Source organism: Mesorhizobium huakuii (assembly GCF_014189455.1).
In the GTDB taxonomy this organism is placed as follows: domain Bacteria; phylum Pseudomonadota; class Alphaproteobacteria; order Rhizobiales; family Rhizobiaceae; genus Mesorhizobium; species Mesorhizobium huakuii_A.
The window spans coordinates 113,227-139,548 of sequence record NZ_CP050296.1; the positions used below are offsets into that span (position 1 = coordinate 113,227).

Annotated in this window: 23 protein-coding genes, 1 tRNA gene and 6 pseudogenes; 14 read left to right on the plus strand and 16 right to left on the minus strand. The window is 63.1% G+C overall.

The annotated features are described in order from the left end of the window. Nucleotides 1-20: 20 nt before the first annotated feature. The 3 genes from cobS to HB778_RS00550 are packed head-to-tail and all read left to right on the plus strand — an operon-like array spanning nucleotide 21 to nucleotide 2,616. Nucleotides 21-800: an adenosylcobinamide-GDP ribazoletransferase gene (gene cobS / locus HB778_RS00540; protein WP_183464950.1), complete on the plus strand. Its 780-nt coding sequence runs from the start codon at nucleotides 21-23 to the stop codon at nucleotides 798-800. A gap of 39 nt (nucleotides 801-839) precedes the next feature. Beyond that, complete coding sequence (cobT, locus tag HB778_RS00545; RefSeq protein WP_183460598.1) at nucleotides 840-1,850, plus strand: nicotinate-nucleotide--dimethylbenzimidazole phosphoribosyltransferase; 1,011 nt, start codon at nucleotides 840-842, stop codon at nucleotides 1,848-1,850. Nucleotides 1,851-1,875: 25 nt separating this feature from the next. Next, a complete protein-coding gene (locus HB778_RS00550) occupies nucleotides 1,876-2,616 on the plus strand; it encodes a hypothetical protein (RefSeq protein WP_183460600.1) in 741 nt (246 codons plus the stop codon). Between the two features lie 70 nt (nucleotides 2,617-2,686). On the opposite strand, the gene HB778_RS42710 is transcribed toward HB778_RS00550, so the two are convergent. After that, nucleotides 2,687-3,268 carry an ISAs1 family transposase gene (locus HB778_RS42710; RefSeq protein ID WP_183455035.1) on the minus strand — a complete coding sequence of 194 codons (582 nt, stop codon included), beginning with the start codon at nucleotides 3,266-3,268 and terminating at the stop codon, nucleotides 2,687-2,689. Then, on the minus strand, nucleotides 3,228-3,842 hold the full coding sequence (locus HB778_RS42715; protein WP_183456831.1) for an ISAs1 family transposase: 615 nt from the start codon (nucleotides 3,840-3,842) through the stop codon (nucleotides 3,228-3,230). The genes HB778_RS42710 and HB778_RS42715 overlap by 41 nt, the downstream gene beginning before the upstream one ends. A 103-nt stretch (nucleotides 3,843-3,945) precedes the next feature. Here HB778_RS42715 and HB778_RS00565 point away from each other — a divergent pair. Both HB778_RS00565 and HB778_RS00570 read left to right on the plus strand, forming a co-directional pair. Next, nucleotides 3,946-4,092 (plus strand): annotated as a pseudogene (locus tag HB778_RS00565) (nicotinate-nucleotide--dimethylbenzimidazole phosphoribosyltransferase); the annotation flags it as partial. Next, complete coding sequence (locus HB778_RS00570; RefSeq protein WP_183460602.1) at nucleotides 4,085-4,822, plus strand: hypothetical protein; 738 nt, start codon at nucleotides 4,085-4,087, stop codon at nucleotides 4,820-4,822. The pseudogene HB778_RS00565 and the gene HB778_RS00570, both read left to right, overlap by 8 nt. 78 nt (nucleotides 4,823-4,900) lie before the next feature. On the opposite strand, the gene HB778_RS00575 is transcribed toward HB778_RS00570, so the two are convergent. Continuing rightward, nucleotides 4,901-4,976 (minus strand) — tRNA-Lys (locus tag HB778_RS00575). 106 nt (nucleotides 4,977-5,082) lie between these two features. Continuing rightward, nucleotides 5,083-5,990: pseudogene (locus tag HB778_RS00580) on the minus strand (PhzF family phenazine biosynthesis protein). A 101-nt stretch (nucleotides 5,991-6,091) separates the two neighbouring features. On the opposite strand from HB778_RS00580, the gene HB778_RS00585 reads away from it, so the two are divergent. From HB778_RS00585 to HB778_RS00600, 4 genes and pseudogenes are all read left to right on the plus strand, one after another. After that, nucleotides 6,092-7,384, plus strand: a complete 1,293-nt coding sequence (locus HB778_RS00585) for an efflux RND transporter periplasmic adaptor subunit (RefSeq protein WP_183460604.1) — start codon at nucleotides 6,092-6,094, stop codon at nucleotides 7,382-7,384. Between the two features lie 5 nt (nucleotides 7,385-7,389). Then, nucleotides 7,390-8,096, plus strand: a pseudogene (locus HB778_RS00590) (ABC transporter ATP-binding protein). Beyond that, nucleotides 8,093-9,311, plus strand: a pseudogene (locus HB778_RS00595) (ABC transporter permease). Before HB778_RS00590 ends, HB778_RS00595 begins: the two co-directional pseudogenes overlap by 4 nt. 123 nt (nucleotides 9,312-9,434) lie before the next feature. Beyond that, complete coding sequence (locus tag HB778_RS00600; protein WP_183460606.1) at nucleotides 9,435-9,677, plus strand: hypothetical protein; 243 nt, start codon at nucleotides 9,435-9,437, stop codon at nucleotides 9,675-9,677. A 97-nt stretch (nucleotides 9,678-9,774) separates the two neighbouring features. On the opposite strand, the gene HB778_RS00605 is transcribed toward HB778_RS00600, so the two are convergent. Together HB778_RS00605 and HB778_RS00610 are read right to left on the minus strand one after the other, a co-directional pair. Next, nucleotides 9,775-10,491 carry a hypothetical protein gene (locus HB778_RS00605; protein WP_183460608.1) on the minus strand — a complete coding sequence of 239 codons (717 nt, stop codon included), beginning with the start codon at nucleotides 10,489-10,491 and terminating at the stop codon, nucleotides 9,775-9,777. Between the two features lie 5 nt (nucleotides 10,492-10,496). Next, nucleotides 10,497-11,609 (minus strand): endonuclease/exonuclease/phosphatase family protein, encoded by a 1,113-nt coding sequence (locus tag HB778_RS00610; RefSeq protein ID WP_183460610.1) that lies wholly within the window; start codon nucleotides 11,607-11,609, stop codon nucleotides 10,497-10,499. A 189-nt stretch (nucleotides 11,610-11,798) separates the two neighbouring features. Here HB778_RS00610 and HB778_RS00615 point away from each other — a divergent pair, with 189 nt between their 5' ends. Continuing rightward, nucleotides 11,799-12,386 (plus strand): BA14K family protein, encoded by a 588-nt coding sequence (locus HB778_RS00615; RefSeq protein ID WP_183460612.1) that lies wholly within the window; start codon nucleotides 11,799-11,801, stop codon nucleotides 12,384-12,386. A 76-nt stretch (nucleotides 12,387-12,462) separates the two neighbouring features. Here HB778_RS00615 and ilvC read toward each other — a convergent pair whose 3' ends face one another. From ilvC to HB778_RS00630, 3 genes and pseudogenes are all read right to left on the minus strand, one after another. Beyond that, on the minus strand, nucleotides 12,463-13,482 hold the full coding sequence (ilvC, locus tag HB778_RS00620) for a ketol-acid reductoisomerase (protein WP_183460614.1): 1,020 nt from the start codon (nucleotides 13,480-13,482) through the stop codon (nucleotides 12,463-12,465). A gap of 25 nt (nucleotides 13,483-13,507) precedes the next feature. After that, a pseudogene (locus HB778_RS00625) lies at nucleotides 13,508-14,175 on the minus strand (TetR/AcrR family transcriptional regulator). Nucleotides 14,176-14,339: 164 nt separating this feature from the next. Beyond that, the gene (locus HB778_RS00630; RefSeq protein WP_183460616.1) at nucleotides 14,340-14,798 is read right to left on the minus strand and encodes a MarR family winged helix-turn-helix transcriptional regulator; all 459 of its coding nucleotides are present in this window, start codon (nucleotides 14,796-14,798) and stop codon (nucleotides 14,340-14,342) included. Nucleotides 14,799-14,898: 100 nt separating this feature from the next. Between HB778_RS00630 and HB778_RS00635 the strand changes: the two genes are divergently transcribed. Together HB778_RS00635 and HB778_RS00640 are read left to right on the plus strand one after the other, a co-directional pair. After that, nucleotides 14,899-15,204 (plus strand): Rieske (2Fe-2S) protein, encoded by a 306-nt coding sequence (locus tag HB778_RS00635; RefSeq protein WP_183460618.1) that lies wholly within the window; start codon nucleotides 14,899-14,901, stop codon nucleotides 15,202-15,204. A gap of 1 nt (nucleotide 15,205) precedes the next feature. Further along, nucleotides 15,206-15,937 (plus strand): glutathione S-transferase family protein, encoded by a 732-nt coding sequence (locus tag HB778_RS00640; RefSeq protein ID WP_183460620.1) that lies wholly within the window; start codon nucleotides 15,206-15,208, stop codon nucleotides 15,935-15,937. On the opposite strand, the pseudogene HB778_RS00645 reads toward HB778_RS00640, so the two are convergent. Both HB778_RS00645 and HB778_RS00650 read right to left on the minus strand, forming a co-directional pair. Next, a pseudogene (locus tag HB778_RS00645) lies at nucleotides 15,885-17,149 on the minus strand (FAD-dependent oxidoreductase). The gene HB778_RS00640 and the pseudogene HB778_RS00645 sit on opposite strands and share 53 nt — an antisense overlap. A gap of 53 nt (nucleotides 17,150-17,202) precedes the next feature. After that, nucleotides 17,203-17,613, minus strand: coding sequence for a winged helix-turn-helix transcriptional regulator (locus tag HB778_RS00650; RefSeq protein WP_183460622.1), 411 nt, complete (start codon nucleotides 17,611-17,613; stop codon nucleotides 17,203-17,205). Nucleotides 17,614-17,749: 136 nt separating this feature from the next. Between HB778_RS00650 and HB778_RS00655 the strand changes: the two genes are divergently transcribed. Further along, nucleotides 17,750-18,643, plus strand: coding sequence for an SDR family oxidoreductase (locus tag HB778_RS00655; protein ID WP_183460624.1), 894 nt, complete (start codon nucleotides 17,750-17,752; stop codon nucleotides 18,641-18,643). 34 nt (nucleotides 18,644-18,677) lie between these two features. Here the strand turns inward: HB778_RS00655 and HB778_RS00660 are convergent, their stop codons facing one another. The 4 genes from HB778_RS00660 to HB778_RS00675 form a co-directional block, all read right to left on the minus strand. Beyond that, nucleotides 18,678-19,706 (minus strand): SDR family oxidoreductase, encoded by a 1,029-nt coding sequence (locus HB778_RS00660; protein WP_183460626.1) that lies wholly within the window; start codon nucleotides 19,704-19,706, stop codon nucleotides 18,678-18,680. Nucleotides 19,707-19,741: 35 nt separating this feature from the next. Then, the gene (locus tag HB778_RS00665) at nucleotides 19,742-21,661 is read right to left on the minus strand and encodes a potassium transporter Kup (RefSeq protein WP_095202304.1); all 1,920 of its coding nucleotides are present in this window, start codon (nucleotides 21,659-21,661) and stop codon (nucleotides 19,742-19,744) included. Nucleotides 21,662-21,849: 188 nt separating this feature from the next. Beyond that, nucleotides 21,850-23,763 carry a potassium transporter Kup gene (locus tag HB778_RS00670; protein WP_183460628.1) on the minus strand — a complete coding sequence of 638 codons (1,914 nt, stop codon included), beginning with the start codon at nucleotides 23,761-23,763 and terminating at the stop codon, nucleotides 21,850-21,852. Between the two features lie 98 nt (nucleotides 23,764-23,861). After that, the gene (locus HB778_RS00675; RefSeq protein WP_183460630.1) at nucleotides 23,862-24,602 is read right to left on the minus strand and encodes a pyridoxine 5'-phosphate synthase; all 741 of its coding nucleotides are present in this window, start codon (nucleotides 24,600-24,602) and stop codon (nucleotides 23,862-23,864) included. A 161-nt stretch (nucleotides 24,603-24,763) separates the two neighbouring features. Between HB778_RS00675 and HB778_RS00680 the strand changes: the two genes are divergently transcribed. Beyond that, nucleotides 24,764-25,183: an STAS/SEC14 domain-containing protein gene (locus HB778_RS00680; protein WP_183460632.1), complete on the plus strand. Its 420-nt coding sequence runs from the start codon at nucleotides 24,764-24,766 to the stop codon at nucleotides 25,181-25,183. Between the two features lie 2 nt (nucleotides 25,184-25,185). Here HB778_RS00680 and HB778_RS00685 read toward each other — a convergent pair whose 3' ends face one another. Further along, nucleotides 25,186-26,313, minus strand: a complete 1,128-nt coding sequence (locus tag HB778_RS00685; RefSeq protein WP_183460634.1) for an ATP-dependent DNA helicase — start codon at nucleotides 26,311-26,313, stop codon at nucleotides 25,186-25,188. Between the last annotated feature and the right edge of the window lie 9 nt (nucleotides 26,314-26,322).

Here is a 26,322-nt window from a genome sequence, read left to right on the forward strand (position 1 = left end):
ACCGGTTTTCGGAAAAGATCATGCTCAAGCTGCGGAGCATGACCCTTTCGCCACGGCAGATCCCTAGCGACATCGCGCTTTGCCTGGTTTTCTTCACCCGCCTGCCCCTGCCCGATCTCGACTTTCGCGGCCGCAGCCTCGCCGCCGCGATCTGGGCCGCACCGGTCGCCGGCCTCGTCGTTGGGCTGATCGGCGCCATCGTCTTCGCCACGGCGGAACGGTTCGGCCTTGCCATGGCGCCGGCGGCAGCACTTGCCCTTGTGGCAACGGCGGTCACCACCGGCTGCCTGCATGAGGACGGACTGTCCGATGTCGCCGACGGTTTTGGCGGCGGCAAATCGCGCGGCCGCAAGCTCGACATCATGCGCGACAGCCGTATCGGCGCTTACGGTGCCATGGCGCTGGCCCTGTCGCTGCTCATCCGCTGGAGCGCGCTGGCGCAAATGGTCGACCCCACACAGGCACTCTTCGCTCTCGTAGCTGCCCACGCCGCCTCGCGTGGCGTGCTGGGCGCCTTCATGCACCTCTTGCCCCCGGCGCGCTCCGACGGCCTCTCGGCGGGCGCCGGCACCGTCTCGCTTGAAACCGCGATCGCCGGCGCTGTGCTCGGCGCGATCCCGCTGCTCCTGCTCGGGGTCGGTGGCGCCGTCGCGGCGCTGATCCTGCTTGGCCTGTTCTTTGCCGCCTTCCACGCCCTTTGCCTCAACCAGATCGGTGGCCAGACCGGCGACACGATCGGCGCCTTGCAGCAGGTGAGCGAAATCGCGGTGCTTCTCGTCGCTTCCGTAGCCCTCTCTTGATTCCCCTTGACCTGATTCCCTTCCGGAGACCTTGCCCCCATGCCCTTCAAATCCCTCGATGAACTGCGCGCCGCCTGCCTCGATCTGCCAGCCGGCAGCGACGCGGCCGCAAAGGCGGTTGCCAACCGCCAGGACACGCTGACCAAGCCGCAAGGCAGCCTCGGGCGGCTCGAGACCATCGCCGCGTGGCTGGCGCGCTGGCAGGGCCGCGACATGCCGAAACTCGACCGGGTCAAGGTTTTCGTCTTCGCCGGTAACCACGGCGTCACCGCGCAGGGCGTGTCGGCTTTCCCCTCCGAGGTCACCGTGCAGATGGTGGCTAATTTCGCCGGCGGCGGCGCCGCCATCAACCAACTGGCCCGCATCGCCGGCGCCGAACTCGATGTCATCCCGCTCGACCTCGACCATCCCACGGGCGACTTCACTCAGGTGCCGGCAATGGACGAGACGGCGTTTCTCGCCGCCGTCTCCGCAGGCTATGACGCGGTGACGAAGGATCTCGACCTGATCTGCTTCGGCGAAATGGGCATCGGCAACACCACGCCGGCGGCTGCCATTTCAGCAGCGCTGTTCGGTGGTGGCGCGGAACGATGGACCGGGCGCGGCACCGGCGTCGACGATGCCGGCCTGAAACGCAAGGTGGTCGCCATCGAAGCCGGCCTCAAGCGCCATGCCGCCGCCCTCGCCGACCCGCTGGGCGTTGCCGCTTCACTCGGCGGGCGCGAACTCGCCGCCATCTTCGGCGCGACGCTCGCCGCCCGTCATCTCGGCATACCCGTGCTGCTCGACGGCTTCGTCTGCACCGCCGCCGCAGCCCCGCTGGCCAAGCTGCATCCAACCGGCCTCGCCCACACCATCGCGGCCCATGTTTCGGCCGAATCGGGCCATCGCGGCCTGCTCGAAGCGCTTAGCCTACCGCCCCTGCTCGATCTCGGCATGCGGCTCGGCGAAGGCTCCGGCGCCTGCCTCGCCGTCAACATCGTCCGCTCGGCGCTGGAGTGCCATGCCCGCATGGCAAGCTTTGCCGAGGCCGGTGTGTCGGAGAAGTAGGTTCGCAACGCCCGGATCACACCCGATGAATGAGCCATCGCAGATATTCGGAGACCCCAAACAGGGTCTTCGGGATGTTCTTGCTCGGATTATCCGGGATTTCGACAGCAAGAGCGGAGCTTTTACCGGGCTGACGTACAATTCGCCGTGGATACTAGCAACGCAGGATTGGGCAGAGCGATCGGGCCATACGGTCGAAGAGCTATGCGAGATGATTTCTCAATGGCGAATCTCAATCTTTTCTGGCGAGCAGACCGGCCCGAGAATCGTTCAGGTTTTTGAAGACCTCCGCAGCGCGGCAGAAGAGTGGAGAACCGAGACAAATTACGTCGATCCACCCCTGCCTTATGATCCTGAAAAGGCAAAATTCTCCAATCGCAAAGAACTGAAAGCCCATACTCTCAAGGCTTGGAGTTCTTTGGGATTACCGACGCAATGGCATAGCTACGATGCCAGGGACCTCAGTTTTAGCAGCGTTTTTGAAGACAGATTCGGTCACAACGTTAGATTCTCGATGACCTTCAAGCTTGGATATGGCGGCCCAATCAGGCTGTTTTTTCAATTTCCCTATTATTCGGATGGCGAACCGAGATCACTGGACCTCTTTACGCTTTCGGGCAGGTTTATATGTCAGGATCTTCGTTTGCCCGAAGAGCCCGACCTCGAATGGATCGTTGGCAAAAGCAAGACAAGCTTCGAAGCGGTAGATGGCGTCCTCGCCATAACGCGGGCGATCCTGAGCTATATGCGGCCCACCATCCAATAGCAGTCGAATGAACATTGCCGCCCCTGCTTGACCTCGGCATGCGGCTCGGTGCAGGGCTGTTCAACGCTGATTACAGAGCCTTGTAAGCGAGGATGAGATCGAGGGAGAGAGCGCCGTTCCAGAGGGCTTGAGCGACGTTTTTCGTGCCGTTGTGACGCAGGATGTTGAGGGCGAAGCTGCGGGCTCTGGCCATGATGCCGGGGTTGTCGCGGATACGGCTGCGGTCCTCGTCGCAGGACACGTCGCGGACATAGTGGTTGCGGTTCTCGATGCCCCAGTGGCCTCGGATGATGGCGGCCCAAGTCTTGGCGGGGAGACCCTGTTCGGAGGAGATATAGTATGAGACCTCGCCGCGCGGCTGCCACATGCCCGTGGCGGCACTGCGGAGCCAAGTTTGGCGGGTGACGCGGATGATGGTCTTGACGAAGGGCTGCCATTCGCTGTCGACGAGGGCCTTGCCGACGGGAAAGACGTCCACGGTTCGATCCTCCTGCCGGGATCGCACTGTGTCGCGTGAGGAGGCCGTGTCGCTGGGAGTGCGGCTGTCGACGATGGCGCGAATCTCGTCATCCAGATTGGGCTGGTTCTCCTTGAGTTGAACCAGCAGATGGTTACCCGTGGCCAGGGCTACGGCGAAGGTTTTTTTGGGCATGCATGGCGTCGAGAGTGAACATGCGCCCGGTCAGGCCCAGCGTGGCGATCAAGTCCTGGGCGGCGGGGATTTCGTTGCTCTTCTCATCGATCGCCAGATGGCCGAGGATGATCTGACCATCGCTGGCGAAAGCACTCAGCAGATGCGCCGCTTTGCGATCGTTGAAGGCGTCGAAGCTGCCGCGCAGCGTCTTGCCGTCAATGGCCACGCACGCCGGCATGACGTCGTCCGGCATGGCGTCGTCCGGCTCTTGGGCCGGGGGCGTCGGCAGGCCGGCCGCATGCTGGCGGAACACCCTTTCGACCTCCGCCCCGTCGAGACCGCGAAGGATGAACCGCACCGTCGAGTAGGCTGGGGCCTTTCGCACCGAGACCCCGAACACGCCGTTCAGGCGGACAAGATGGATGCGGATGAAGGCGTGGACCTGACGATACGAAACCGCCCCGGCCAGCATCGCCAGCACCGTGAACAGCAGGATCGGCGCCTGGGGATACATCTGCCCCTGGCCACGGCGTGGATCGGGGATCTGCGAAAACAATGACAGCAATGTGCCGGGCAACGGTGCAACCCTCATGATTGGTTGCCCTGCATAGATTCAGACAAATCTCCCGGAGGGAATCGCCCTTTTGCCCGCGACGCATCAAAGCCGATCACAAAGATGTTAGCGTTGAACAGCCCTGCGGCTCGGTGAAGGTTCGGGCGCCTGCTTGGCCGTCAACATCGTCCGCTCGGCATTGGAGTGCCATGCACACATGGCAAGTTTCGCCGAGGCTGGGGTGTCGGAGAAGCAGGTCCGCAACGCCCGGATTACACCTGATGAATGAGCCCTCGCAGATATTCGGAGACCCCAAACAGGGTCTTCGAGATATTTACGCGCAGATTGTCAGAGATTTCGATCGAAAGATCGGAGCTTTTGCGGGCCTGAAATACAACTCACCATGGATATTGGCTACGGCGGATTGGGCGGAACGCTCGGGCCATACAGTCGAAGAACTGCGAGAGATGATTTCTCAATGGCGGATTTCGATCAGATTCGACCAACCGGATCCGAGAACCGTCCAGGTTTTTGAAGATCTCCGCAACGCTGCGGAAGAATGGAGAACTGAAACCGGCTACAGTGATCCGCCTACCCGTCTAACTCCTGAAATGACAAAATTCCCCAATCGCAAGGAACTGAAAGCCCATACCCTCAAGACATGGAGCGCTCTAGGGTTGACGAGGCAATGGCATAGCTATGATGCCAGAGACCTCAGTTTTGGTGGAGCTTTTGAAGACAGATTTGGTCACAACGTTTCGGTCACCATGACCTTCAAGCTTGGATATGGCGGGCCAGTTCGGCTGTATTTTCGTTTCCCCTACTACGAGCCTGGCGAGCCCACATCTTTTGAACTCCTTATGCTCTCAGGTTGGGGAATAAATCGGACGCTTAAGTTGCCGGAAGCTCCCGAGTTGGAATGGACGGTCGGCAAAAGCAAGACAGACTTTGGGGCTGTCGACGACGTCATCGCGATAACCCGGGCGATCCTCACCTATCTCCGGCCAACTGTGCAATAGCAGTCGACCGATGCCGCCACCGGATGGCAGCGAAACATCCCGCTTTCAGGGTCTTTCCACCAAGTCTTTTGAAGAATTTGGTGGGTGCGCACAGGATTGAACTGTGGACCCGCTGATTAAGAGTCAGCTGCTCTACCAACTGAGCTACGCACCCACTCGGCCGGCAAAAACCGGCGTTGGCGGGCATATAGCCGCCACCATCGGTCATGTCTAGCCCTGCCGGAATCATTTCCCGACAAATCTCTGAAGTGCCGCACATCTCAGACGAAGAGCTTGCCTTCCGCCACCTTCACCGCATGGCCGCCAATGCGCGCCGAGGCCAGTTTTCCGCCCTGCACGGTCAGTTCGAGACGGATGCGCGACGGGCGGCCCATCTCCAGCCCCTGCTCGATCCACAGCTGTGAAATGCCGTCCGTCGGGCCGTCGAAATGCATGATGGCGCCGGCGAAGGCGGCCGCCGCCGAGCCCGTCGCCGGGTCTTCATAGGAAGGCGTGCCGGGCACGATCATGCGGACATGGAAGGCGCTTTCGTGGTTCACCGTCTCGCGGCAATAGACATAGGGGCTGGCAAAGGCCCACTCGCTCTTGCGCGGCGCCAGTTCCGACCAGGCCTGGTTGTCCAGCCGGATGCGGCCCGCCGCTTCGAGATTGGCGACCGGGATCGTCACGTAGGGCACGCCCGCAGACCAGAAGGCGACGCGGTGATTCTCGAAACCGATCTCATGCGGCGCCAGGCCAAGGGCGGCACCAATCGCCTGCGGATCGGCGGACAGTTCCAGCGGCTCCGGCAATTTGGCGAGATCGAACTCGGCGAAGGTGGCGCCATCATGCGTGCTGACGGCGCAGCGCACCGGGCCGATATTTTCTTCCAGCACGAAGATGCCGGCGCTGCCCTCCCCGGCGAGTTCCGCAAGCGCGATTGCCGAACCCACTGTCGGGTGGCCGGCGAACGGCATTTCATAGTCGGGCGTGAAGATGCGGATGCGGTTTTTGTGCTTGGGATTGTCCGGCGGCAGCACAAAGACCGATCGGACAGGTTGAATTCGCGCGCGATGGCCTGCATCGCGGCGGTGTCCAGACCTTTGCAATCCAACACCACCGCCAGCGGGTTGCCGGCCAGTCGCTCGGTCGTAAACACGTCGTAAAGTAAGTAATTCCGGGTTTGCATTCCTGCCTCAATCCCAACATGGGCGAAATTTAATTTGATATTCGAACCATCAAGCCTGATCTGTGAACAGATAGGGACATTGCGCATCATAGGGGTCCAGCGTGGACCAGATTGTCAATCTGCCAAAGATGGAATCGGATTCCGCCATCGAGACGGCGCTTGGGCTCGATAAAAAGGGGCGAAGCAAGTCGCGCCGGCGTGGCTGGCTCTATGCATTGCTGACCCTGCTCGTGCTTGCCGCCGGTCTTGGCCTCTATCAATGGTATGCGGGCGCGCCCGCCAAGATCGATTACACCACCGTGCCGGCCGCCAAGGCCGACCTCACCGTCCAGGTGTCGGCAACAGGCACGCTGCAGCCGCTCACCCAGGTCGACATTTCCAGCGAGCTGTCCGGCATCATCCGCTCGGTCTCCGCCGAGGAGAACCAGCAGGTCAAGAAGGGCGACGTGCTGGCGACGCTTGATACGGTGAAACTCGAGGTCCAGATCGAACGCGCCGAGGCATCCGCCAAGGGCGCCGCTGCCAATGTCGAAGACGCCACGGTGACACTGGCCGAGAACGAAAGCGCGCTGGTACGCGCGGCGGCGTTGACCAAGCGCGGCATGGCGACCGACCAGTCGCTCGAGGCGGCAACCGCGACACGCGACCGCGCCAAGGCGGCGCTCGATAGCGCACAAGCCAATCTCGCCATCGCCCAGGCCGATCTCAGGGCGCAGCAGACCGACCTTGCCAAAAGCACGATCTATGCGCCAATCGACGGCATCGTTTTGACCCGTTCGGTCGATCCCGGCCAGACGGTCGCCTCCTCGCTGCAGGCGCCGGTGCTGTTCATCATCGCCGCCGATCTCAGAAACATGGAACTGGTGGCGGCGGTCGACGAGGCCGACATCGGCGCCGTCAAGTCGGGCCAGCATGCCCGCTTCACGGTCGATGCCTTCCCGGACCGGCCGTTCAATGCCGAGATCCGCGACATCTCCTATGCCTCGGTCACCACGGACGGCGTCGTCACCTACAATGCGCGGCTCGAAGTCGACAACAACGAGCTGCTGCTGCGCCCCGGCATGACCGCCACAGTCTCGGTCGTCACAAGACAGGCCAAGGATGTGCTCACCGTGCCCGCCTCCGCCTTCCGCTATCGCCCGGCGCAGCAAGCAGCGCGCGCGTGGAGCTTCAGCGACCTGTTCACCGGCCGCATGGGCCGTCCGGGCGGCAATCGCCAGCGTCAGGCCGCGACGGCCCCCACCGACGGCTCGCGCACGCTCTATGTGCTGGAGAATGGCCGGCCGCATCCGGTCAACGTCAAGATCGGCTCGACCGATGGTGAACTGACCGAGATCACCTCAGGCCTGGAAGAAGGCGCGCAGGTCATCACCGCCTCGCAGCCGCGGAGCTGAGGGCCGTGGCCGCCGGCGCGCCCCTCATCACCTTCGACAAGGTCTGGAAGAGCTATGGCCAGGGCGAGGCCCGCGTGCACGCGCTGGCTGGCGTCGATCTTGCCATCAAGCGCGGCGAGTTCGTCGCCATCATGGGCCCGTCCGGCTCGGGCAAGTCGACGGCAATGAACATCATCGGCTGCCTCGACACGCCGACGGCCGGAACCTATTCCTTCATGGGCGTCGACGCCGGCCGGCTCGACCGCAACCGCCGCGCCATGCTGCGCGACCTCTATGTCGGCTTCGTCTTCCAGGGCTACAATCTGCTGGCGCGCACCACCGCGCCGAAAATGTCGAACTGCCGCTGATCTATCGCGGCGTCGCCGCCCGCGAGCGCCGTGACCTTGCCATGCAGGCGCTGGCCCAGGTCGGGCTTGTCGGCCGCGAGCACCACACGCCGGCCGAACTCTCCGGCGGCCAGCAGCAGCGCGTGGCGATCGCGCGTGCCATCGTCACCAGGCCGACGCTGCTCGTCGCCGACGAGCCGACCGGCAATCTCGACACCGCCCGCACGCATGAGATCATGGAGCTGCTGACAAAGCTCAACAAGGAGCTCGGCCTGACCATCGCCATGGTCACGCATGAGGCCGACGTCGCCGGTTACGCCGAGCGCACCATCCGCTTCCTCGACGGCCACGTCGCCTCCGACACCATGAAGGTAGAGCTGGCATGATCTGGGAAACCGTCCGCCTCTCGCTGCGCTCGATTCTGCCGCAACGTGCTGCGCTCGTTCCTGACGCTGCTCGGCATCGTCATCGGCGTCGCCGCCGTCATCGCCATGCTGACCATCGGCTCCGGCACCACGCAAAAGGTCAAGGCCGACATTTCCAAACTCGGCAGCAATCTGCTGGTCGTCCGGTCAGGCCGCCCGGCCGGTCCCGGCGGCCCTGGCGGGCTCGACCAGGTGGTGCGTCCGCTGGCCGAAAAGGACCTGGAAGCACTTGTCGCGCATCTGACCGGCGCGCGTGCCATCTCGCCAGCCTCGCAAAAGCAGGTGCGGGTCATCTTCGGCACAGAAAGCCTGACATCGGGCGTCACCGGCACCGACAGCGCCTATCTCGATGCACGCGACTGGAAGCTGGTTTCGGGCCGGCCGTTCAGCGATCCTGAAACCCGCTCGGGCACCGGCGTCTGCCTGATCGGCGAGACCGTGCGGCAGCAATTCTTCGGCGCCGGCGATCCCGAAGGCGAGATCATCCGCGTCAACCGCACCTCCTGCAAGATCATCGGCCTGCTCGAGCCCAAGGGCTATACCGGCTTCGGCCAGGACCAGGACAATGTCGTCTTGATGCCGCTGCATGCCTATCAGCGCCGCATCGCCGGCAACCGCGACATCGACAACATCTACATCGCCGCCGACGACAGCACGCCGACCAGCGAGTTGCAGCCGCGCGTCGAGGACATTTTGCGCGATGCGCGCCGCATGACGCCCGACCGCGAAAGCGATTTCGCCATCCGCGACATGACCCAGATCGCCGACGCCATGGCCAGCGCCACCACCACCATGACCGGCATGCTGGGCGCGGTCGCCGGCGTCAGCCTCCTGGTCGGCGGCATCGGCATCATGAACATCATGCTGGTCTCGGTCACCGAACGCACCCGCGAGATCGGCATCAGGCTCGCCATCGGCGCGCATGAAAAGCACATCCTCATCCAGTTCCTGGTCGAGGCGACAGTGCTGTCCCTGCTCGGCGGCATTATCGGCATCCTGATCGGCCTGGCGCTGGCCGGCCTTGCCTCGGCGACGCTGACGATCCCCTTCGCGCCAAGCCCTGCCGTCATCCTGCTTGCAGTCGGCTTCTCGGCGCTGATCGGCATGGTGTTCGGCTTCTTCCCGGCCCTGCGCGGCGCCAGGCTCGACCCGATCGACGCGCTGCGGCACGAATAGCAGCGGCCGGCACCGCCACGACCGACAGCTATCCCCAACCTTGGACGCTTGCCTGCACCGACAACATTGTCGCCCGCAGGTCGACGATGCTAAGGCGAGACATCTCCGGTCGAGGAACAACGCATGAGCAAAAAGGCGCGACTGATCCTGGTGATGGTCATCATCGAGGCAGCCCTGGCAGGCATCTGGTGGTATCTCGCCCGTTACGGAATGGCCAATCCCGATCGCGTCACCGCGGATTTCCAGGCGGTCGTTGGCCAGACCATGGGAATGGCCATGGGTGGGTTGCTGGGCATCGGCTTTATCCTGTTCTTCGTCGCGGCCCGCAACGATCGCAAGGCGGCGCAGGACAAGGCGCGCCGTTAGAGCTGTTCACCGTTTCACAGAAACGGCGAACCGCTCTAACTCTTTGTTCTGACGCAATTTCGGACGGAAAACCGTTCACACTTTTCCTGGAATTGCTCTAATCCTTGCTCGCAAAATGCCATTCGACCAGCGGCTTCATATGCGGCGACAGTCCCTCCGGCAGGTCGGCGGCATGGCGGATGATGATCGGCCCTTCGATCTCCGGATCGGTTTCGCTGGCGACGAAGGCAGAGATTCGCCGTGCTATCTCATCAGCCGGCGCCGGCTCGTGATAGCGGCGGAAGATCACCGTGCCGCTGTTCGTCGACAAAGCGTGGTAGCGTTCGCCCCGTTGGGCATCCGACAGGTCGAGGCCGGTCTCTTCGCGCACCTCGCGGATCATGTTGAAATCGACATCGACCAGACCGTCGCGGAAATCGACGGGTTCGAAGGAGCCCGCGGCGAAATAGACGCGGCCGGCATTGACCGTTCGCGGTCCCATGCGGATCGCCACCAGCGCATTGTCGCCGGCGACCAGCATCGCATGGGCATAGGCGTGCTCGGCGCCGGAATTCTCGCGCCGCTTCCGCCACAGCATGAAGGTGGAGTAGTTGACCGCGTGACAGCGGCCAATCAGGCGGTTGTCGCGCCAGGCAAGTTGCGACAGCAGCACCACCGTGCCGTCGAACAGTGCCGGATTGGCCGCAATCTCGCGCTGCCAGTTCTCGGCGATCGCCGCTGCATTATCCCTGGCGAAAGGATGCGGGCCGGGATCGAGCCGGACGTCGATGGCATCGACCGGCAGGATGACATTGCGCGGCAGGTCGAAACTCATGCCTATCAAACCATATCCAGCGTGATCACCACCGGGCAATGGTCCGACGCTTTTGGCCGGTCCCAGCCGGCGCGCGGAAAACGCTCGACTTCCTGGCCGGCCGGAAAGATCGTGCGCCAGGGCTGGCCTTTGCGGATGATGTCGGGAACGGCGGTAGCATTCCTCGCAGCAAGTCCCTTGGACAGCAGGATATAGTCGAGCTGGCAGAGATGCCGCTCTTCAGGCCCGCGTGTATGATAGAAGGTCCAGCGGTTCATTTCCGGCCGCCGCTCGACGACGTTCTCGCAGAAGCCGCCAGCCGTCAGCACGTTGATGCAGGACTGGTTCTCGTCGACCACCTCGAAACGATAGCCGTCGACATCGTCGCCCGCGATCTTCACGCGCTGGCGGTAATCGTTCATGTCGCCGCAGATCGCCCAGCGCTTGTCGGCGGCGTGATCCGCACCGAAACGCTCCTCGATGATCCGGCGTACCGCTAGCGCCTCCGCCATGCGCACCGGCATCGTCGCCTCGCGCCCATCGAGCCCGTTGCGTGGCGAGCCCATCGACTTGAAATGCACGAGATAGAGCGTCAGCGGCACGCCACCGACGGTGAGGTCGACTTCCAGGCAGTCGCGCCGGAAAATGCGTTCATTGGCCTGGTTGCCGAGCGCCGCCAGTTCCGGCGTGTGCAGCCCGAACTGCTCGTAGGTGACGTAGGCGTGGCTGGTCATGCGCACGAATTCGATCGGCTGGCCCTGCGCGGTCTCGTTGCGCATCATCACGGCGACGTCGATGCCGCGCGAATCATTGCCGGACGTGGTGTATTTCTGGCGATAGCCCTGCCCCACCATCTTGAACAGATAGCCATATTCGAAGGCCTTCAGCGCCTCGATATTGTCGACCTCCTGCATGCAAATGATGTCGGCCCGGGTGGCGGCGATGGCCAGCGCCGTCAGCTGGCGCGTGTCGTCGGATTGGGCGATGGCGCGGGCCTGCTCCAGCATCTTGTATTCGGCCTCGCTCTGGATATCGAAGAGCGCCAGCGTCCGGTCTTCGTTGAGCTGATTGCGATAGCCGGAAAAATCGAACCTGTTCATCAGGTTCTCGACATTGAAGGTGGCAAGGCGCAGCGACATGCCCCGACCTTTGCCTCCAAGTGCCGGAGAAAACAAGATCGCAGGACCACAAGCCAAGATCGCTTGGCCCTGGAGGCATTCGCGCCATGGTTGATGGAACCTTTCCGTTCATCCGCCGTTCAGACGCAAGGATCCACAGTAGGCCCATTCCCAGGGTAGGCGTGGGGCCTGTATCTTTTGGAGAGTGCAATGAATTCGCTCTTTTCTTCCACCATCAAGTCCGGGCTGATTGCGCTCGGCATTGTCTCCGGCATCACGGCACCGTCCGCTGCCGGACCGATCCTGCAGCCGGACCTGTCGATTCCGACCAGCACTGCGGCGCCGACGATCACTCCGGTTCGCGAGGAATGGGCCGGCGGCAACAACCGGGACTTCAACAACGACTGGAGATGGCGCCGTCATGACGGCGGTCGCAATTGGAACCGCGGCAATTGGGACCGTGGCAACTGGAACCGCGGCAATTGGGACCGTGGCAACTGGAACGGCGGAGACGACTGGCGCTGGCGCCATGGCCGCCGTCACTATCACGGCGGCTATGATGATGGCGCAGCCGCAATCCTGGGCCTTGGCCTGGGGCTCGGGCTTGGCAGCATGTACAACAACTACAACAGCTACGACTACTATGCGCCACCGCCGCGCCGCCACTATCGCGCCGGGCGGCTTTCCAACGCCCATGTGCAGTGGTGCTATAGCCGGTACCGGTCGTATCGGGCCTGGGACAACACGTTCCAGCCCTATGGCGGCCCGCGCCAGCAATGCTGGTCGCCCTATAGCTGAGCTGTAGGCAAGACCGAACAAGGTAAAATGAAAACGGCGCCTCGCGGCGCCGTTCTTATTGTCGGGCGTGGATCGCTCAGTTCTTGGCCTTGTCGACCAGCTTGTTCTTGGAAATCCACGGCATCATCGCGCGAAGTTTAGCACCAACCTCTTCGATCTGGTGGCTGTCGTTCATGCGGCGGATGCCCTTGAAGCGCGACAGGCCGGCGCGGTATTCCTGCATCCATTCCGAAGTGAACTTGCCGGTCTGGATGTCCTTCAGCACGCGCTTCATCTCGGCCTTGGTCTCGGCAGTGATGATGCGCGGACCCGAGACATACTCGCCCCATTCGGCGGTATTCGAGATAGAGTAGTTCATGTTGGCGATGCCGCCTTCATAGATCAGGTCGACGATCAGCTTGACCTCGTGCAGACACTCGAAATAGGCCATTTCGGGCGCATAGCCGGCTTCCACCAGCGTCTCGAAGCCGGCACGGATCAGTTCGACCAAGCCGCCGCACAGCACAACCTGCTCGCCGAAAAGATCGGTCTCGCATTCCTCGCGGAAATTGGTCTCGATGATGCCCGAACGGCCGCCGCCGACGCCGCAGGCGTAAGACAGCGCCAGGTCGAGCGCGTTACCCGAAGCATCCTGGTTGACAGCGACCAAGCACGGCACGCCGCCGCCCTTCTGGTACTCGCCGCGCACCGTGTGGCCCGGGCCCTTCGGCGCGATCATGACGACGTCGACGGTCGACTTCGGCTCGATCAGGCCGAAATGCACGTTGAGGCCGTGCGCGAAGGCGATCGCCGCACCGTCGCGGATGTTCGGCGCGATTTCGTTCTTGTAGATGTCGGCCTGCAGCTCGTCGGGCGTCGCCATCATCATCAGATCGGCCCATTTGGCGGCTTCGGCCACGCTCATCACCTTGAGCCCGTCGGCCTCGACCTTCTTGGCGGTCGCCGAGCCGGCCTTGAGGCCGATAGCGATCTCCTTGGCACCGGAATCCTTGAGGTTGAGCGCATGCGCCCGGCCCTGGCTGCCATAGCCGATGATGGCGACCTTCTTGCCCTTGATCAGGTTGAGATCGGCATCACGATCGTAATAGACGCGCATTTTACTTCCTTCCCGTTTCTTGAGATCAGAGGCCTTGCGGCCCGGTTTTTGCTCCGAAAAGAGCGAGAAACTGCTGCGTCGCCCGGACGGCATCGCCGCCGATCGTCGCCTCAGTCAATTCCAGCCGGTCGCCCAACAGCAGACGGATCTGCACGTCGCGGGCAACCAGCCCGAAAAAGTGCGGAACGCCGTCTCGGCGTCCGCGAAATCGAGAAGCCCCGCCTGGCGCCCGGCCTCGAGCACCGGCTTCAGACGCTTGGCGAGCGCGAAACGGCCATTCTCCAGCACGACGGCGCCAAGATTATCCTTGCCCTCTTTGCGCCTAATTGGGCCGGCATGGCCGACAGCGACCCGGTTGAGCGCGATCGAGGTATCGCTGGAGATCACCTTCAGCCAGTCGGATGCAAAACGTTCCAGGCTTGCCGTCAGCGAGCCAAGGTCGAGCCCCTTGCCGTCGACAGGCGCCACGCGCACCTTGGAGGCCTGCCACTGCACGGTTGCCGTCAACAGCCCATCACGGTCGCCGAACCATTTGTAGAGGGTTTCCTTTGAGCAGCTCGCCCGCCGCGCCACGGCGGTCATGGTCAGCTGATCGCCCTCCTCGACCAGCAGCCGCAACGCCGCATCCAGGACGGCCTTCTGCCGCTCCGTCAGCCCTTGGCTGTTGTCGATGTCGGCGTTTGCCAGCAACACGCTCTGTTCCCGTTTGAAGGTCGAGGCTGCGGATCACCCAACAGCCGTACCGTACGTTACGGTTCGGCATATTGCGCAATCCAATAATCGACGCAAGAGGGAAAGTAGAAATATTCGCCTGCAAACGGCTGCGGTGCGCAATGGCCGCTCGGTGCTGGCCAGCCTCAATCGCCGGCAGGCGGATGGCGCAGCCGGCCAAGCAGTACCGACACCGTGTTCAGCTCGTCCGGCGAGAGCCTCGCGCCAACCAGTTCGGCGATCGACCGTCCGTAGACGGCCCACATCCGGCGGCGCGTCTCGCGCCCCTTGGCCGTGATGCGGATCGTTTGCCCGCGACCGTCGTCGGCCACCGGCAGCTTCTCCACCAGCCCGTCGGCCTCGAGCCGGGCCAGCAAGCGCGAGATGTTGTACTGCGCAAACAGGGTCCGCTCGATCAGTTGGAACGGCCGCAAGCCGCCCTCGCCCGCCTCGGCGAGTTCATGCAGCACATCGTACCAGGCGAGCGGCGGCAGGCCACCCTCCTTCAGCGCGTCTTCGGCACTCTCCACCAGTTGGCGCGACACGCGCATCAGGCGAGCCCAGGCCTTGACGGCTTCCGGCGAAGGCGTGGCTCTCTCGGTCATGACCTACCCTAGGCGATAGATGCAGATGCATCAAGCTTGACGATCAATGCACATGCATCTATATAGATGCAATTGCATTGAATATCGGAAGGCAAATCCCATGAAGCACGAAATCTGCAAGGTTGCCGACATCCCCCAAACGGGCAGCTTGATTGCTCCGTTCTTCGGCCGGGAGGTCCATGTCTGGCGCAGCGGCGAACGCATCCGCGCCGCCGCCAATGTCTGTCTGCATTTCGGTGGACCGCTCGACTGCAGGGATGGCAGACTTGTCTGCCAGTGGCACGGCGCCGCCTTCGACATGGCATCGGGCGATCGCCTCGACGGTCCCGCGCCAAAGAATTCCCGCCTGATGTTTCTGTCGACGCGCGTCGAGAATGACGCGTTGAACTATGTCTGGGGAGAGTGAGATGACCGACAAGCTCATCCTCGTCAGCCACCCTCTCTGCCCCTACGTCCAGCGCGCCGCGATCTCACTGACCGAGAAAGGCGTGCCGTTCGAGCGTGTCGACATCGAACTCGCCAACAAGCCGGGCTGGTTCAAGGCGATCTCGCCGCTCGGCAAGGTGCCGCTGCTGCGCGTGCGGCAAAGTGGCGAGGAAACGACGATCTTCGAATCCGCGGTCATCCTCGAATTCCTCGAGGAGACACAGGCCAATCCGCTTCACCCGGCCGACCCCTATGCACGTGCCCGGCACCGCGCCTGGATCGAGTTCGGCTCGGCCACCCTCAACGCCATCGGCCGGTTCTATTCAGCGCCGACCGAGGCCGGCTTCCTCGCCGAGTCCCGCGGGCTGGTGGGCATGTTTGATCGCCTTGAGGCCGAACTGGCGGACGGCACCGGCCGGATTGGCCCATGGTTCGCCGGCAACCGCTTCTCGCTCGTCGATGCGGTCTATGGGCCTGTCTTCAGATATCTCGATGCTTTCGACCGGATCGGCGATTTCGGCACCCTGGACGGCAAGCCGCTTGTCCAGGCCTGGCGAAAAGCGTTGCGTGATCGTCCGTCGATCAGGGATGCCGTGGCACCAGATTATCCACAGCGTCTGCATGCCTTCCTGCAAGCGAAGGGATCATTTCTGTCGAAACTCATCCACCGGAACGATCCGGCCATCGCGCTTCCGTCAATCCTGCCCGCCTGAACGGATCGATCACAGTACCTGCGACCATCGACGCCAGAAACTGCGGGGCCGGCGGGATCTTTGCGATGGTCGCCACCAGCCTGTCGCGGATGAAGGGCAGTGCCGCGAATCCGACTGGTAGAACGGCGTGAACGCCAGCGACAGCGCCTGGAAGACACGCACGTGCCAGCGCCGCGCCCGGGCATAGGCTTCGAGCGCTGCCTCGATGCTCTGCGTGCGCGCCAGCGCATGGCCGAGCGCCGCCGCGTCGAGCAGCGCCATGTTGGCCCCTTGCCCAAGCTGCGGGCTGGTCGAATGCGCGGCATCGCCGATGACGGCCAACCTGCGGCCGGCGGGAAACTTCATCGTGTGGTGGCCGTAGCGGGCCAGCGACAGCTGGTCGAAACTGTCGATCTGGCGGGTGAACGCCTCGCTTTGCGGCCACAGCCGCACCACCCTCTCCTTCCAGGCGTCGATGCCGACAGCGCGCACCGCGTCTGCATCATCAGGCTTCAAGCTCCAGAAGAAGGCCGCCATCTTTTCGGCACCGAGTTCTGGCCGGCCGATCGGCAGCACGCCGATCATCACGCTGGCCTTATCGTAGCGCTGCAAGAGCGCGTGCTCGTCAAAGCCTTCGCCACGCCAGCCGAGCGACGCCCAGAAGGCACCATAGGTCAGAGGGCGCGGCGCGCCCGCAGCGCCAACGCATTGCCGTAGTTTCGAGCGCGAACCGCTGGCGTCGACGACCAGATCGAACGGCCCTGCCTTTCGTCCCTTGCCACAGATCAGCGTCGCCCGTTCGCCGGCCTCCACCGTCTCGATCTCGACACCGGTTTCGATGGTGATCGCCTCACGCCGGGCGGCGCGAAAGAGCACGCCGAACAGCGCTGCTCGGTGCACCGCCAGGCCGAAACGGCGGCCGCGCTGGGCATCGTAGCGGACGTCGAGCACCGTGCGCCCGGTCGAGGCATCGGCGCCATGCAGCCGATCGATGCGGGCGCCGAGCGCCAGTATGTCGTCGAGCAGGCCGAGATCGGCCAGAACCGTCAGGCCGGTCGGCTGCAGGATCAGCCCGGAGCCGACCGGCTTCGGCTCCTCGAAGCGCTCGAAGATGGTGACCCTGTGCCCGGCACGCTTGAGGTAGAGCGCCATGGCCAGCCCGGCCGGACCGGCGCCTGCAATTGCAATGTCGTAGGAAATGCCGATGCCCCCAAGCCGAACTGGCCGGGACAATCCTTCAGCCGCCTGATGAAATCAAGCCACCGCGCCGAACGCTGCCGGGCTGCTTAAGCCTGTGTTGCGTCGAAACCGGAACGTGCCTCGCGCACGGCATCGTGGTTGAGTTCTGCCCATTGCAGCAGATGCTGCAGGGCACCGAACATCGAGCGTCCGAGATCAGTCAGACTGTATTCGACGCTGGGCGGCTTGGTCGGGAACACTTCGCGATGCACATAGCCGTCGCGCTGCAGATCGTAGAGCGTCTGGGTCAGCATGCGTTGCGAGATGTCGGGAACCAGCCGCCGCAATTCGCCGAAGCGATAGGGCTGTTCTGCCAGCGCCGCCATCAACAGCGAACTCCATTTGCCATTGAGCCCCTGGATGACCTCACGGACGGGGCAATCTGCAAGGTTTCCGCCGCCGGTCATGGCCTTGTAGACGTCGAGTTTGGATCTCAGATTGACGATCCGGCTGTCCATGGCTGGTTCCCTGCGTGTGCCTACCTCCCGAAAAACTGCCTTCTTTACGGCACCGGGTCAATTCCTATTTTAGTGCTGGTCTCTTTTTGAGACCACTACCCAAACCGCCATGCTAGCGCAAAATCAGGATCTCCCCATGACCGAAACCCTCCTTGTCACCGGCGCTTCCGGCCAGCTTGGCCGCGCCGTCATCCGCCATCTGCTGGACGCTCAGAAAGTCGCGCCGGCAAGCATCATCGCCACCACGCGCGACCCCGAAAACCTCGCCGATCTGGCGGCACTTGGCGTCACCGTCCGGGCGGCCGACTTCAACGATCCGGCTTCGCTGGAGAAGGCGTTTGCTGGCGCCGACCGCGTGCTGATCGTCTCGACCGGCGATCTCGATCTCAAGACCGGCAGGCGTCTGAAGCAGCATGAGGCGGCGGTGGCGGCTGCGAAGAAAGCAGGCGTTTCGCATCTGCTCTACACCTCGATGCCCAATCCGGAGCCGGTTTCGCCGGTGCTGTTCGCCGGCGACCACTACGGCACCGAGCAGGCGATCAAGGCGAGCGGCATCCCCTACACCATCTTCCGCAATGGCTGGTATCAGGAGAACCTGTTCCTGGCGCTGCCGCACGCCATTGCATCCGGCAAGTGGTACTCCTCGGCCGGCGACGGCCGCATCGCCCACGGCGCCCGCGACGACATGGCCGCTGCGATCGCGGCAGGCCTCGCATCCGGCACAAAGGAGAGCAATATCTACACGCTGACCGGCCCGCACGCCTATACCACGAGCGAGATCGCCACTCTGGTGACGGAAGTCACCGGCAAGCCGCTGGAGGTCATCCAGTTGCCGGATGAGGCGCTGACCGAAGGCGTCAAGGCGGCGGGCCTTCCGGAAGACTTCGCCCGCATCATCGTTTCTTTCGACGCCAACACGCGGTCCGGCCGCATCGCCATGGTGACGGACGCGGTCGAAACGCTTTCCGGCAGGAAGCCGCAGACGCTGAAGCAGTTCCTGGAAGCCAACAAGGCCGCCCTGGCTGGCTGAAAACTGCGCGGCGGCCGGTCTTCCTGCCGCCGCGCTATTTCTTGAGCAGGCCGAGCCGAACAAGGCTCTCGCCGGTGGCAGCCAGCGCGTCCTCGCGCGATCGCGGCGCCCAGCCGAGCACACGCACCGCCTTGGCGTTGGTGGCATTCTTGACCTTGCCCAGTTCCGTCACCAGTTGCGCGGCTTCCGCGTTGAACAATCCGACGATCCGCACCAGCCAATCGGGAAGCTCACGCGTCGTGACACGCGCCGCCGCATCGCCGAGCCGCGTTTTCACGGTCTGCGCGATTTCCCGCACGGTCATGAAATCGCCTGATACAGCCAGGAAGCGCTCGCCCTTGGCGGCCGGATCGGTCATGGCGCGCACATGCAGGTCGGCCACGTCGCGGGCATCGACGACGCCGAAGGACAGACGCGGCAGCCCCGGCATGGCGCCGTTCATCATGCGCTGGACAAATTCGGTGGAGGTCGAATGGTCGGAGCCGAGCACAGGTCCAAAAATGCCGACCGGATTGACGACCGCTAGTTCCAGCCTGCCGCCCTCGGCGGCGATGAAATCCCAGGCAGCGCGCTCGGCAAGCGTCTTCGACTTCACATAGGCGCTGACCTTGCCCTTAGGATCGGTCCAGCTCTCCTCGGTGAACGGCCCGGGCGGCATCTTGCCATAGCCGATGGCCGCGAAGGACGAGGTCAGCACGACGCGTTTGGCGCCAGCGTCCCGCGCCGCCCGCAGCACCCGCAATGCACCCTCACGCGCCGGGATGATCAGATCATCCTCATGCTTGGGCACGCCGGGCGGAAATGGCGAGGCGACATGGAGCACATAGTCACAGCCGGCGACCGCTTGCGGCCAGCCGGCGTCGCTCATGAGGTCAGCGATGGCAAAGGAAAGCCTGTCGCCCGGCTCGGCGCCGCCGGCCTTGAGCATGGCCAGGACATCAGCCTCACGCTTGGCGGAGCGTACCGTCGTGCGCACGCGGTAGCCCGCCTTCAGCAGTTCGACAATACAATGGGCACCAAGGAAGCCCGATCCGCCAGTGACAAGCACCAATTCGCCGCTCACGCCCGCCTCCTGTTAGGTCGAGGCGATCAAGCCGATCAGATCGCCACCTGCGTGCCGATTTCTACCACACGCCCGGTCGGGATCTGGAAATATTCGGTCGCGTCCGCCGCCGTGCGTGCCAGGCCGATGAACAGCTTGTCCTGCCACACCGGCATGCCGGAATTAGGCGATGCCTTGAGCGAGCGCCGCGACAGGAAGAACGACGTCGTCATGATGTCGAACTTCCAGCCCTGCTTGCGGCAGATCGCCAGTGCGCGCGGGATGTTGGGCTGCTCCATGTAGCCGAAGGTCAGCGTCACCCGCATGAACAGCTCGTTGACCGTCTCCATCTTGACCCGCTCGCTGTCGGGCACCACCGGCTGCGGCGCGGTCACCACCGAAAGGATGACGTTCTGCTCATGCAGCACCTTGTAGTGCTTCAGGCTGTGCATCAGAGCGGTTGGCGCGCTGAGCGGATCGCTGGTCAGGAACACCGCGGTGCCGGACACCAGCTGAGGCTTCTTCTTCAGCAGATTGCCGGCGAGGAAATCGAGCGGGATCTCGTTGCGGCGAGTCTTGTCGAACAGATAGCGGCTGCCGCGCACCCAGGTCCACATGCCCAGCACGATGGTGAAGGCCACCGCAAGCGAAGCCCAGCCGCCTTCGAACACCTTGACGATGTTGGACGCAAAGAAGCCGACGTCGATGAAGGCAAACAGTGCGGTCAGTGGGATCGCCACCATCAGCTTCCATTTCCAGATGCGGGTCATCACGACATAGAGCAGCACCGTCGTCACCAGCATGTTGCCGGTCACCGAGATGCCGTAAGCCGAGGCGAGCTTGCTGGACTCGCCAAAGCCGACCACCAGCATCATCACCACCAGCGCCAGCAACAGGTTGACACGCGGCATGTAGATCTGGCCGGACTGTCTTTCCGACGTGTGCAGGATTTCCAGCCGCGGCAGCATGTTGAGCTGCACCGCCTGCCTGGTCAGCGAGAAAGCGCCCGATATCACCGCCTGGCTGGCGATCACTGTTGCCGCCGTTGCCAGCACCACCATCGGAATCAGAGCCCAACCCTCGTTCATCTCGAAGAACGGATGGCCGACGATGCCATTCTTGGCCAGCACGAAGGCGCCCTGCCCGGCATAGTTGAGCAGCAGGCAGGGAAAAACGATCGCCAGCCAGGCAAGTACGATCGGCTTGCGGCCGAAATGACCGAGATCGGCATAGAGCGCTTCCGCACCGGTCACGGCGAGGAAGACAGCGCCGACCGTGACGAAGGCCACGTCCGGCGAATGGATCAGGAAGGCGACGATATAGTGCGGGCTGATCGCCAGGAGGATTTCCGGATCGTTGATGATATGTTTCAGGCCGGAAAGGCCGATCGCCAGGAACCAGACCGCGGTCACCGGTCCAAACACCAATCCCACCCCACCCGTGCCAAAGCGCTGCACCGCGAACACCATGGCGAGGATGACCAGGGTGAGCGGCACCACATAAGGCTGGAAAGCAGGCGTGACGACGTTCATACCCTCGACCGCCGACAGCACCGAAATCGCCGGTGTGATGACCGCATCGCCGAAAAACAGCGAGGCGCCGACGATACCGATACCCAAAATCACCGCTGAACGCTTCGGGAAACTGCCGCGTGCCAGCGCCATCAGCGACAGCACGCCGCCCTCGCCGCGATTGTCGGCGCGCAGCACGAACATGATGTATTTTATCGTAACCGTAATCGTCAGCGACCAGATGATCAGCGACAGCACACCGAGAATATCGCCGCGATCAGCAACGGTGCCGTGAGACGACGCCACCAGCGCCTCGCGAAAGGCATAGATCGGGCTGGTGCCGATATCCCCATAGACCACGCCCAGCGCGCCCAGCATCAGCACCTTGGTGCTATGCTGTTCGATTTCCGGATGGCTCGACTGTTCGACGGGTTCTGCCTCACTACCAGCATTGGCAAGGGCCATGGACGACACTCCGATAAGCGCGCGGTGCTCTACGCTTGCTGCAATGCAATATCAAGTGCCGTTGCGTGATGGCTCCCATGCTGCCAACGCTAGACTCTTGGGAAATGGCCTGTAAATCCAATGGTCGCGGGTTGAATTCGCGGCTGCGGGGGCATGGCGGGCGCCCAATAATACCTGCCGTATCTGCTTTAGATAGCGACTTGCGTGCCGATTTCCACGACACGCCCGGTCGGGATCTGGAAATATTCGGTCGCATCGGCCGCCGTGCGCGCCAGGCCGATGAACAGCCGGTCCTGCCACACCGGCATGCCGGAGTTGGGCGATGCCTTGAGCGAGCGCCGCGACAGGAAGAACGACGTCGTCATGATGTCGAACTTCCAGCCCTGCTTGCGGCAGATCGCCAGCGCGCGCGGAATGTTGGGCTGCTCCATATAGCCGAAGGTCAGCGTCACCCGCATGAACAGCTCGTTGAGTGTCTCCATCTTGACCCGGTCGCTGTCCGGCACCACCGGCTGCGGCGCCGTCACCACCGAAAGGATGACGTTCTGCTCATGCAGCACCTTGTAGTGCTTCAGGCTGTGCATCAACGCTGTCGGTGAACTCAAGGGATCGCTGGTCAGGAACACCGCGGTGCCCGACACCAGGTGCGGCTTCTTCTTCAAGAGATTGGCGGCGAGGAAATCGAGCGGAATCTCGTTGCGGCGGGTTTTGTCGAAGAGATAGCGGGTGCCGCGTATCCAGGTCCCCATGATCAGCCCCATCAGGCAGGCAACCGTGATCGATACCCAGCCGCCTTCGAAGATCTTCACGATGTTTGCCAGGAAGAAGCCACTGTCGATGACACCGAACAGCACGGTCAGCGGCAGGGCGACCGCCAGTCTCCATTTCCACAGCTTGCGCATGACAACGAACAGCAGGATCGTCGTCATCAGCATTTCGCCGGTCACCGAGATGCCATAGGCGGACGCCAGCGAACTCGAGCTGCCGAAACCGACGACCAGCAGCATCACCCCCAAGGCGATGAGCAGATTGACGCGGGGCATGTAGATCTGGCCGAGTTTCATTTCGGACGTATGCTGCACCTCGATGCGTGGCAGAAGGTTGAGCTGCACCGCCTGGCGGGTCAGCGAAAAAGCACCTGATATGACTGCCTGGCTGGCGATGACGGTCGCGGCCGTCGCCAGTCCCACCATCGGCATCAGTGCCCAGTCAGGCAGCATCTGGAAGAATGGATTGGTCGGCCTCCCGCCATTGGCCAGCACAAAGGCACCCTGCCCGAAATAGTTGAGCAGCAGGCAGGGGAAAACCACGGAAAACCACGCCAACACGATAGGCTTGCGCCCAAAATGGCCAAGATCGACATAAAGCGCCTCGGCCCCGGTCACCGCCAGGAACACCGCGCCGACCGTGACAAAGGCGGCCGTGGGTGTGCTGACGAGATAGGCGACCGCGTGATACGGATTGATGGCCAGCAGGATCGATGGGTCGTCCATCAGGTGATAGAGCCCCGCTACGCCGATAGCCAGGAACCACAGCGCGGTCACCGGCCCGAACACCGCAGCCACCTTTCCCGTGCCGAAGCGTTGCACCGAGAACAGGATGGCCAGGATGAGCAGCGTGATCGGCACGACGTAAGCGTCCAGTGTCGGGGTCACCACCTTGAGGCCTTCGACCGCCGACAGCACGGAGATGGCCGGTGTGATGATCGAATCGCCGAAAAACAGCGCCGCGCCGCAAAGGCCGATCGCCAGTATGAGCCGCGCGCCCTTGGGATAGGCGCTTCGCGCCAGCGACATCAGCGACAACGTGCCGCCTTCGCCCTTGTTGTCGGCACGAAGCACGAAGGCGACATATTTTATGGTCACGATGATCGTTAGCGCCCAGACGATCAGCGACAGCACGCCAAGCACGTGAGCGCGCGTATCGATACCGGGCGAAGCGTGAAGCGCCTCGCGGAAGGCATAGATCGGACTGGTGCCGATATCGCCATAGACAACGCCGAGCGCGCCCAGCATCAGAACCTTGGTGCTGTGCTGCTCGGCCGCGGAATGGCTCGATTGCTCGACGGTTTCGGCCTCGCTACCGCGACTGGCAAGGTCCATGGACCACTCCCCGACAAGCGCGCGGTGCTTCACGCATGCTGCGATGCGACGTCAATTGCACGCTATGGCTGCCATACCTGCAAAGCGAAGCTCTACCCCTACCAGCCGCAGGCTCTGAGGAACCGGCCCACCGTGCCGGCCATGCCATACTCCAACGCGTCGGCTGTCAACCCATGTCCGATTGACACTTCGGCCAATGCCGGAATGCGCTTGGCCAGGGCGGGCAGATTGCCCACCGTCAGATCGTGGCCGGCATTGACCTGGAGGCCGGCGGCAAATGCCGCATCGGCTGTTTTCCCCAATCTTTCCACTTCCTTGGCCGCCTTTGCGGAATCGGAATGGTAACTGCCATAAGGACCGGTATAGAGCTCGATCCGGTCGGCGCCGGTATCGCGTGCGGCCGTCATGCCGGCGGGATCGGCATCGGAAAACAGCGACACCCTGAAACCGCCCTTCTTCAGACGTTTGACGATCGGTGTCAGGAACGCCGCATCGGCTGCGAAGTTCCAGCCATGGTCGGAGGTTGCCTGTGCCGGATCATCGGGCACCAGCGTCACCTGTTCGGGCTGATGCTTTTCCACAAGCGCCAGGAAATCCTCGCTCGGGTAGCCCTCGATGTTGAATTCCGCCTGCGGGAACTCATCGTCGATCAGCGCTCGGATCTCGGGCAGATCGGAATGCCTTGTGTGACGTTCGTCGGGACGAGGATGGACGGTCAGCCCATGCGCTCCGGCGGCAAGGGCAAGCCGGCCAATGCCGGTGACGCTGGGCCATGGCAGGTCGCGCCGGTTGCGCAGCACGGCGATGGCGTTGAGGTTGACGGAAAGCTTTGCGGGCATGGCTGGCGTCCGTGAAACAGGCGGGTTGACGGCGCGCCAAAGCCACAAATTCAGCCGCGGCGCGCTTGAGACCGGGCATCTATAGCGTCTTTAACGGGAACAGATAGGGGGTTTCCGGTGTTCCAGAAGACCAGCGTTCTTTCGCCAAAGGAGGCCCTGCCGTGAATTTCCTGCAATCCGTGCCGGCGATCCGTCGCATCGAGACTGCTCGCGACGACCTGTTCGCCATCGATGTGGTCGGGCATGTCTCGGCGGCCGATGCGGAAAACCTGTTCGGCCTGCTGGAGGCGGCCTACGCGCTACACCAGCGAATCGACGTGGCCGTGCGCATGGTCGATCACGACGGCGTCGACTGGACCGACATTTCCGACGAAACCCTCAAACAGGGTGCGGCCCACGCACTGGACCATATAGGCCGTTGCGCGGCGATCGGCACACCGGACTGGACGCCGGACGCGCGACACGCCTTGCCTGCGGCGTCGCCCATCGAATTCCGGCATTTCAAGGCCGAGGATGAGGAAGAGGCCTGGGAATGGCTCGGCGCCCGGCAGGTCGGTGTGCGAGAAAAGCCGTCGTCGTAGCTCTACCGGACGATGGTCAGCCGTTCGGCGGCCCGGGTGATCGCGGTATAGAGCCAGCGCTGGCGGGTTTCCTTGAAGGCCCAGCTTTCGTCGAACAGCACGATCTCGTTCCATTGCGAGCCCTGCGCCTTGTGCACGGTCAGCGCATAGCCATAGTCGAAATCGTCAAAACGCTTCTTCTGCTGCCAGGGGATATCGGCGTCGGGATCCTCGAACGCCGCCTTGAGCAGCTTGATCTTGGCAACGCCGCGGTCGGGATCGTCCTCTTCCGGCGAAACCAGCAGGTTGATGCCTGGCTTGATCGTCTCGCGCGACGAGGTCATCACCTTCCACAGCGAACCGTTGAGCAGCCCCTTGGCCGGATCGTTGCGCAGGCAGACCAGCTTGTCGCCGGCCTGGGGATAGTCGGCATTGAAGCCTTTGAGCTCGCGCAGTCGCTGATTGTAGCGGCGGCGCGTGCGGTTGGTGCCGACCAGCACCTGGTCGGCCTTCAGCACCAGCTCCTGGTTGACGTCTTCCTTGCCGATCACCTGCGCCGTGCCATAGTCGCCGCGCATGAATTCGCGGCCCTCGCGCACGTCGAGCGCCAGCCGCAGGATCGGATTGTCGCGCGCCTGCCGGTGGATTTCGGTGAGCAGGAAATCCGGCTCGTGATCGGTGAAGAAGCCGCCGCCGGAAATCGGCGGCAACTGGCCGGGATCGCCCAGCACCAGGATCGGCGTGCCGAAACTCATCAGATCGCGGCCGAGCTGCTCGTCGACCATCGAGCATTCGTCGATGACAACCAGTTTCGCACGCGAGATCGGGCTCTGCCGGTTGAGCGAAAAGGTCGGCGACATCGAGGTCTTGCCGGTCACCTCGTCCTCCACCGATTCCTCGCCCTTGGGCCGGTAGATCAGCGAATGGATGGTGCGGGCATTGACCGCCCCCTTGGAACGCAGCACCTGCGCGGCCTTGCCGGTGAAGGCGGCGAACTGCACCTGGCCGTCGACATGTTCGGCGAAATAGCGCGCCAGCGTCGTCTTGCCGGTGCCGGCATAGCCGAAAAGCCTAAACAGCTGCGGCTGGCCGGCCTGCAGCCAGCGGGCGACCGCTTGCAGCGCCTCGTCCTGTTGGGGAGAGAATTCCATCAGCGCGAC

Coding starts and splice junctions, on each gene's coding strand:
- HB778_RS00630 (WP_183460616.1), bottom strand. CDS start 14,798: ATGACCGAGAGAGCCACGCCTTCGCCGGAAGCCGTCAAGGCCTGGGCT.
- HB778_RS00650 (WP_183460622.1), bottom strand. CDS start 17,613: ATGGACAGCCGGATCGTCAATCTGAGATCCAAACTCGACGTCTACAAG.
- HB778_RS00640 (WP_183460620.1), top strand. CDS start 15,206: ATGACCGACAAGCTCATCCTCGTCAGCCACCCTCTCTGCCCCTACGTC.
- HB778_RS00605 (WP_183460608.1), bottom strand. CDS start 10,491: ATGAGTTTCGACCTGCCGCGCAATGTCATCCTGCCGGTCGATGCCATC.
- HB778_RS00655 (WP_183460624.1), top strand. CDS start 17,750: ATGACCGAAACCCTCCTTGTCACCGGCGCTTCCGGCCAGCTTGGCCGC.
- HB778_RS00685 (WP_183460634.1), bottom strand. CDS start 26,313: ATGGAATTCTCTCCCCAACAGGACGAGGCGCTGCAAGCGGTCGCCCGC.
- HB778_RS00610 (WP_183460610.1), bottom strand. CDS start 11,609: ATGTCGCTGCGCCTTGCCACCTTCAATGTCGAGAACCTGATGAACAGG.
- HB778_RS00635 (WP_183460618.1), top strand. CDS start 14,899: ATGAAGCACGAAATCTGCAAGGTTGCCGACATCCCCCAAACGGGCAGC.
- ilvC (WP_183460614.1), bottom strand. CDS start 13,482: ATGCGCGTCTATTACGATCGTGATGCCGATCTCAACCTGATCAAGGGC.
- HB778_RS00665 (WP_095202304.1), bottom strand. CDS start 21,661: ATGGCCCTTGCCAATGCTGGTAGTGAGGCAGAACCCGTCGAACAGTCG.
- HB778_RS00615 (WP_183460612.1), top strand. CDS start 11,799: ATGAATTCGCTCTTTTCTTCCACCATCAAGTCCGGGCTGATTGCGCTC.
- HB778_RS42715 (WP_183456831.1), bottom strand. CDS start 3,842: ATGAGGGTTGCACCGTTGCCCGGCACATTGCTGTCATTGTTTTCGCAG.
- cobS (WP_183464950.1), top strand. CDS start 21: ATGCTCAAGCTGCGGAGCATGACCCTTTCGCCACGGCAGATCCCTAGC.
- HB778_RS00550 (WP_183460600.1), top strand. CDS start 1,876: ATGAATGAGCCATCGCAGATATTCGGAGACCCCAAACAGGGTCTTCGG.
- HB778_RS42710 (WP_183455035.1), bottom strand. CDS start 3,268: ATGCCCAAAAAAACCTTCGCCGTAGCCCTGGCCACGGGTAACCATCTG.
- HB778_RS00670 (WP_183460628.1), bottom strand. CDS start 23,763: ATGGACCTTGCCAGTCGCGGTAGCGAGGCCGAAACCGTCGAGCAATCG.
- HB778_RS00675 (WP_183460630.1), bottom strand. CDS start 24,602: ATGCCCGCAAAGCTTTCCGTCAACCTCAACGCCATCGCCGTGCTGCGC.
- HB778_RS00600 (WP_183460606.1), top strand. CDS start 9,435: ATGAGCAAAAAGGCGCGACTGATCCTGGTGATGGTCATCATCGAGGCA.
- HB778_RS00570 (WP_183460602.1), top strand. CDS start 4,085: ATGAATGAGCCCTCGCAGATATTCGGAGACCCCAAACAGGGTCTTCGA.
- cobT (WP_183460598.1), top strand. CDS start 840: ATGCCCTTCAAATCCCTCGATGAACTGCGCGCCGCCTGCCTCGATCTG.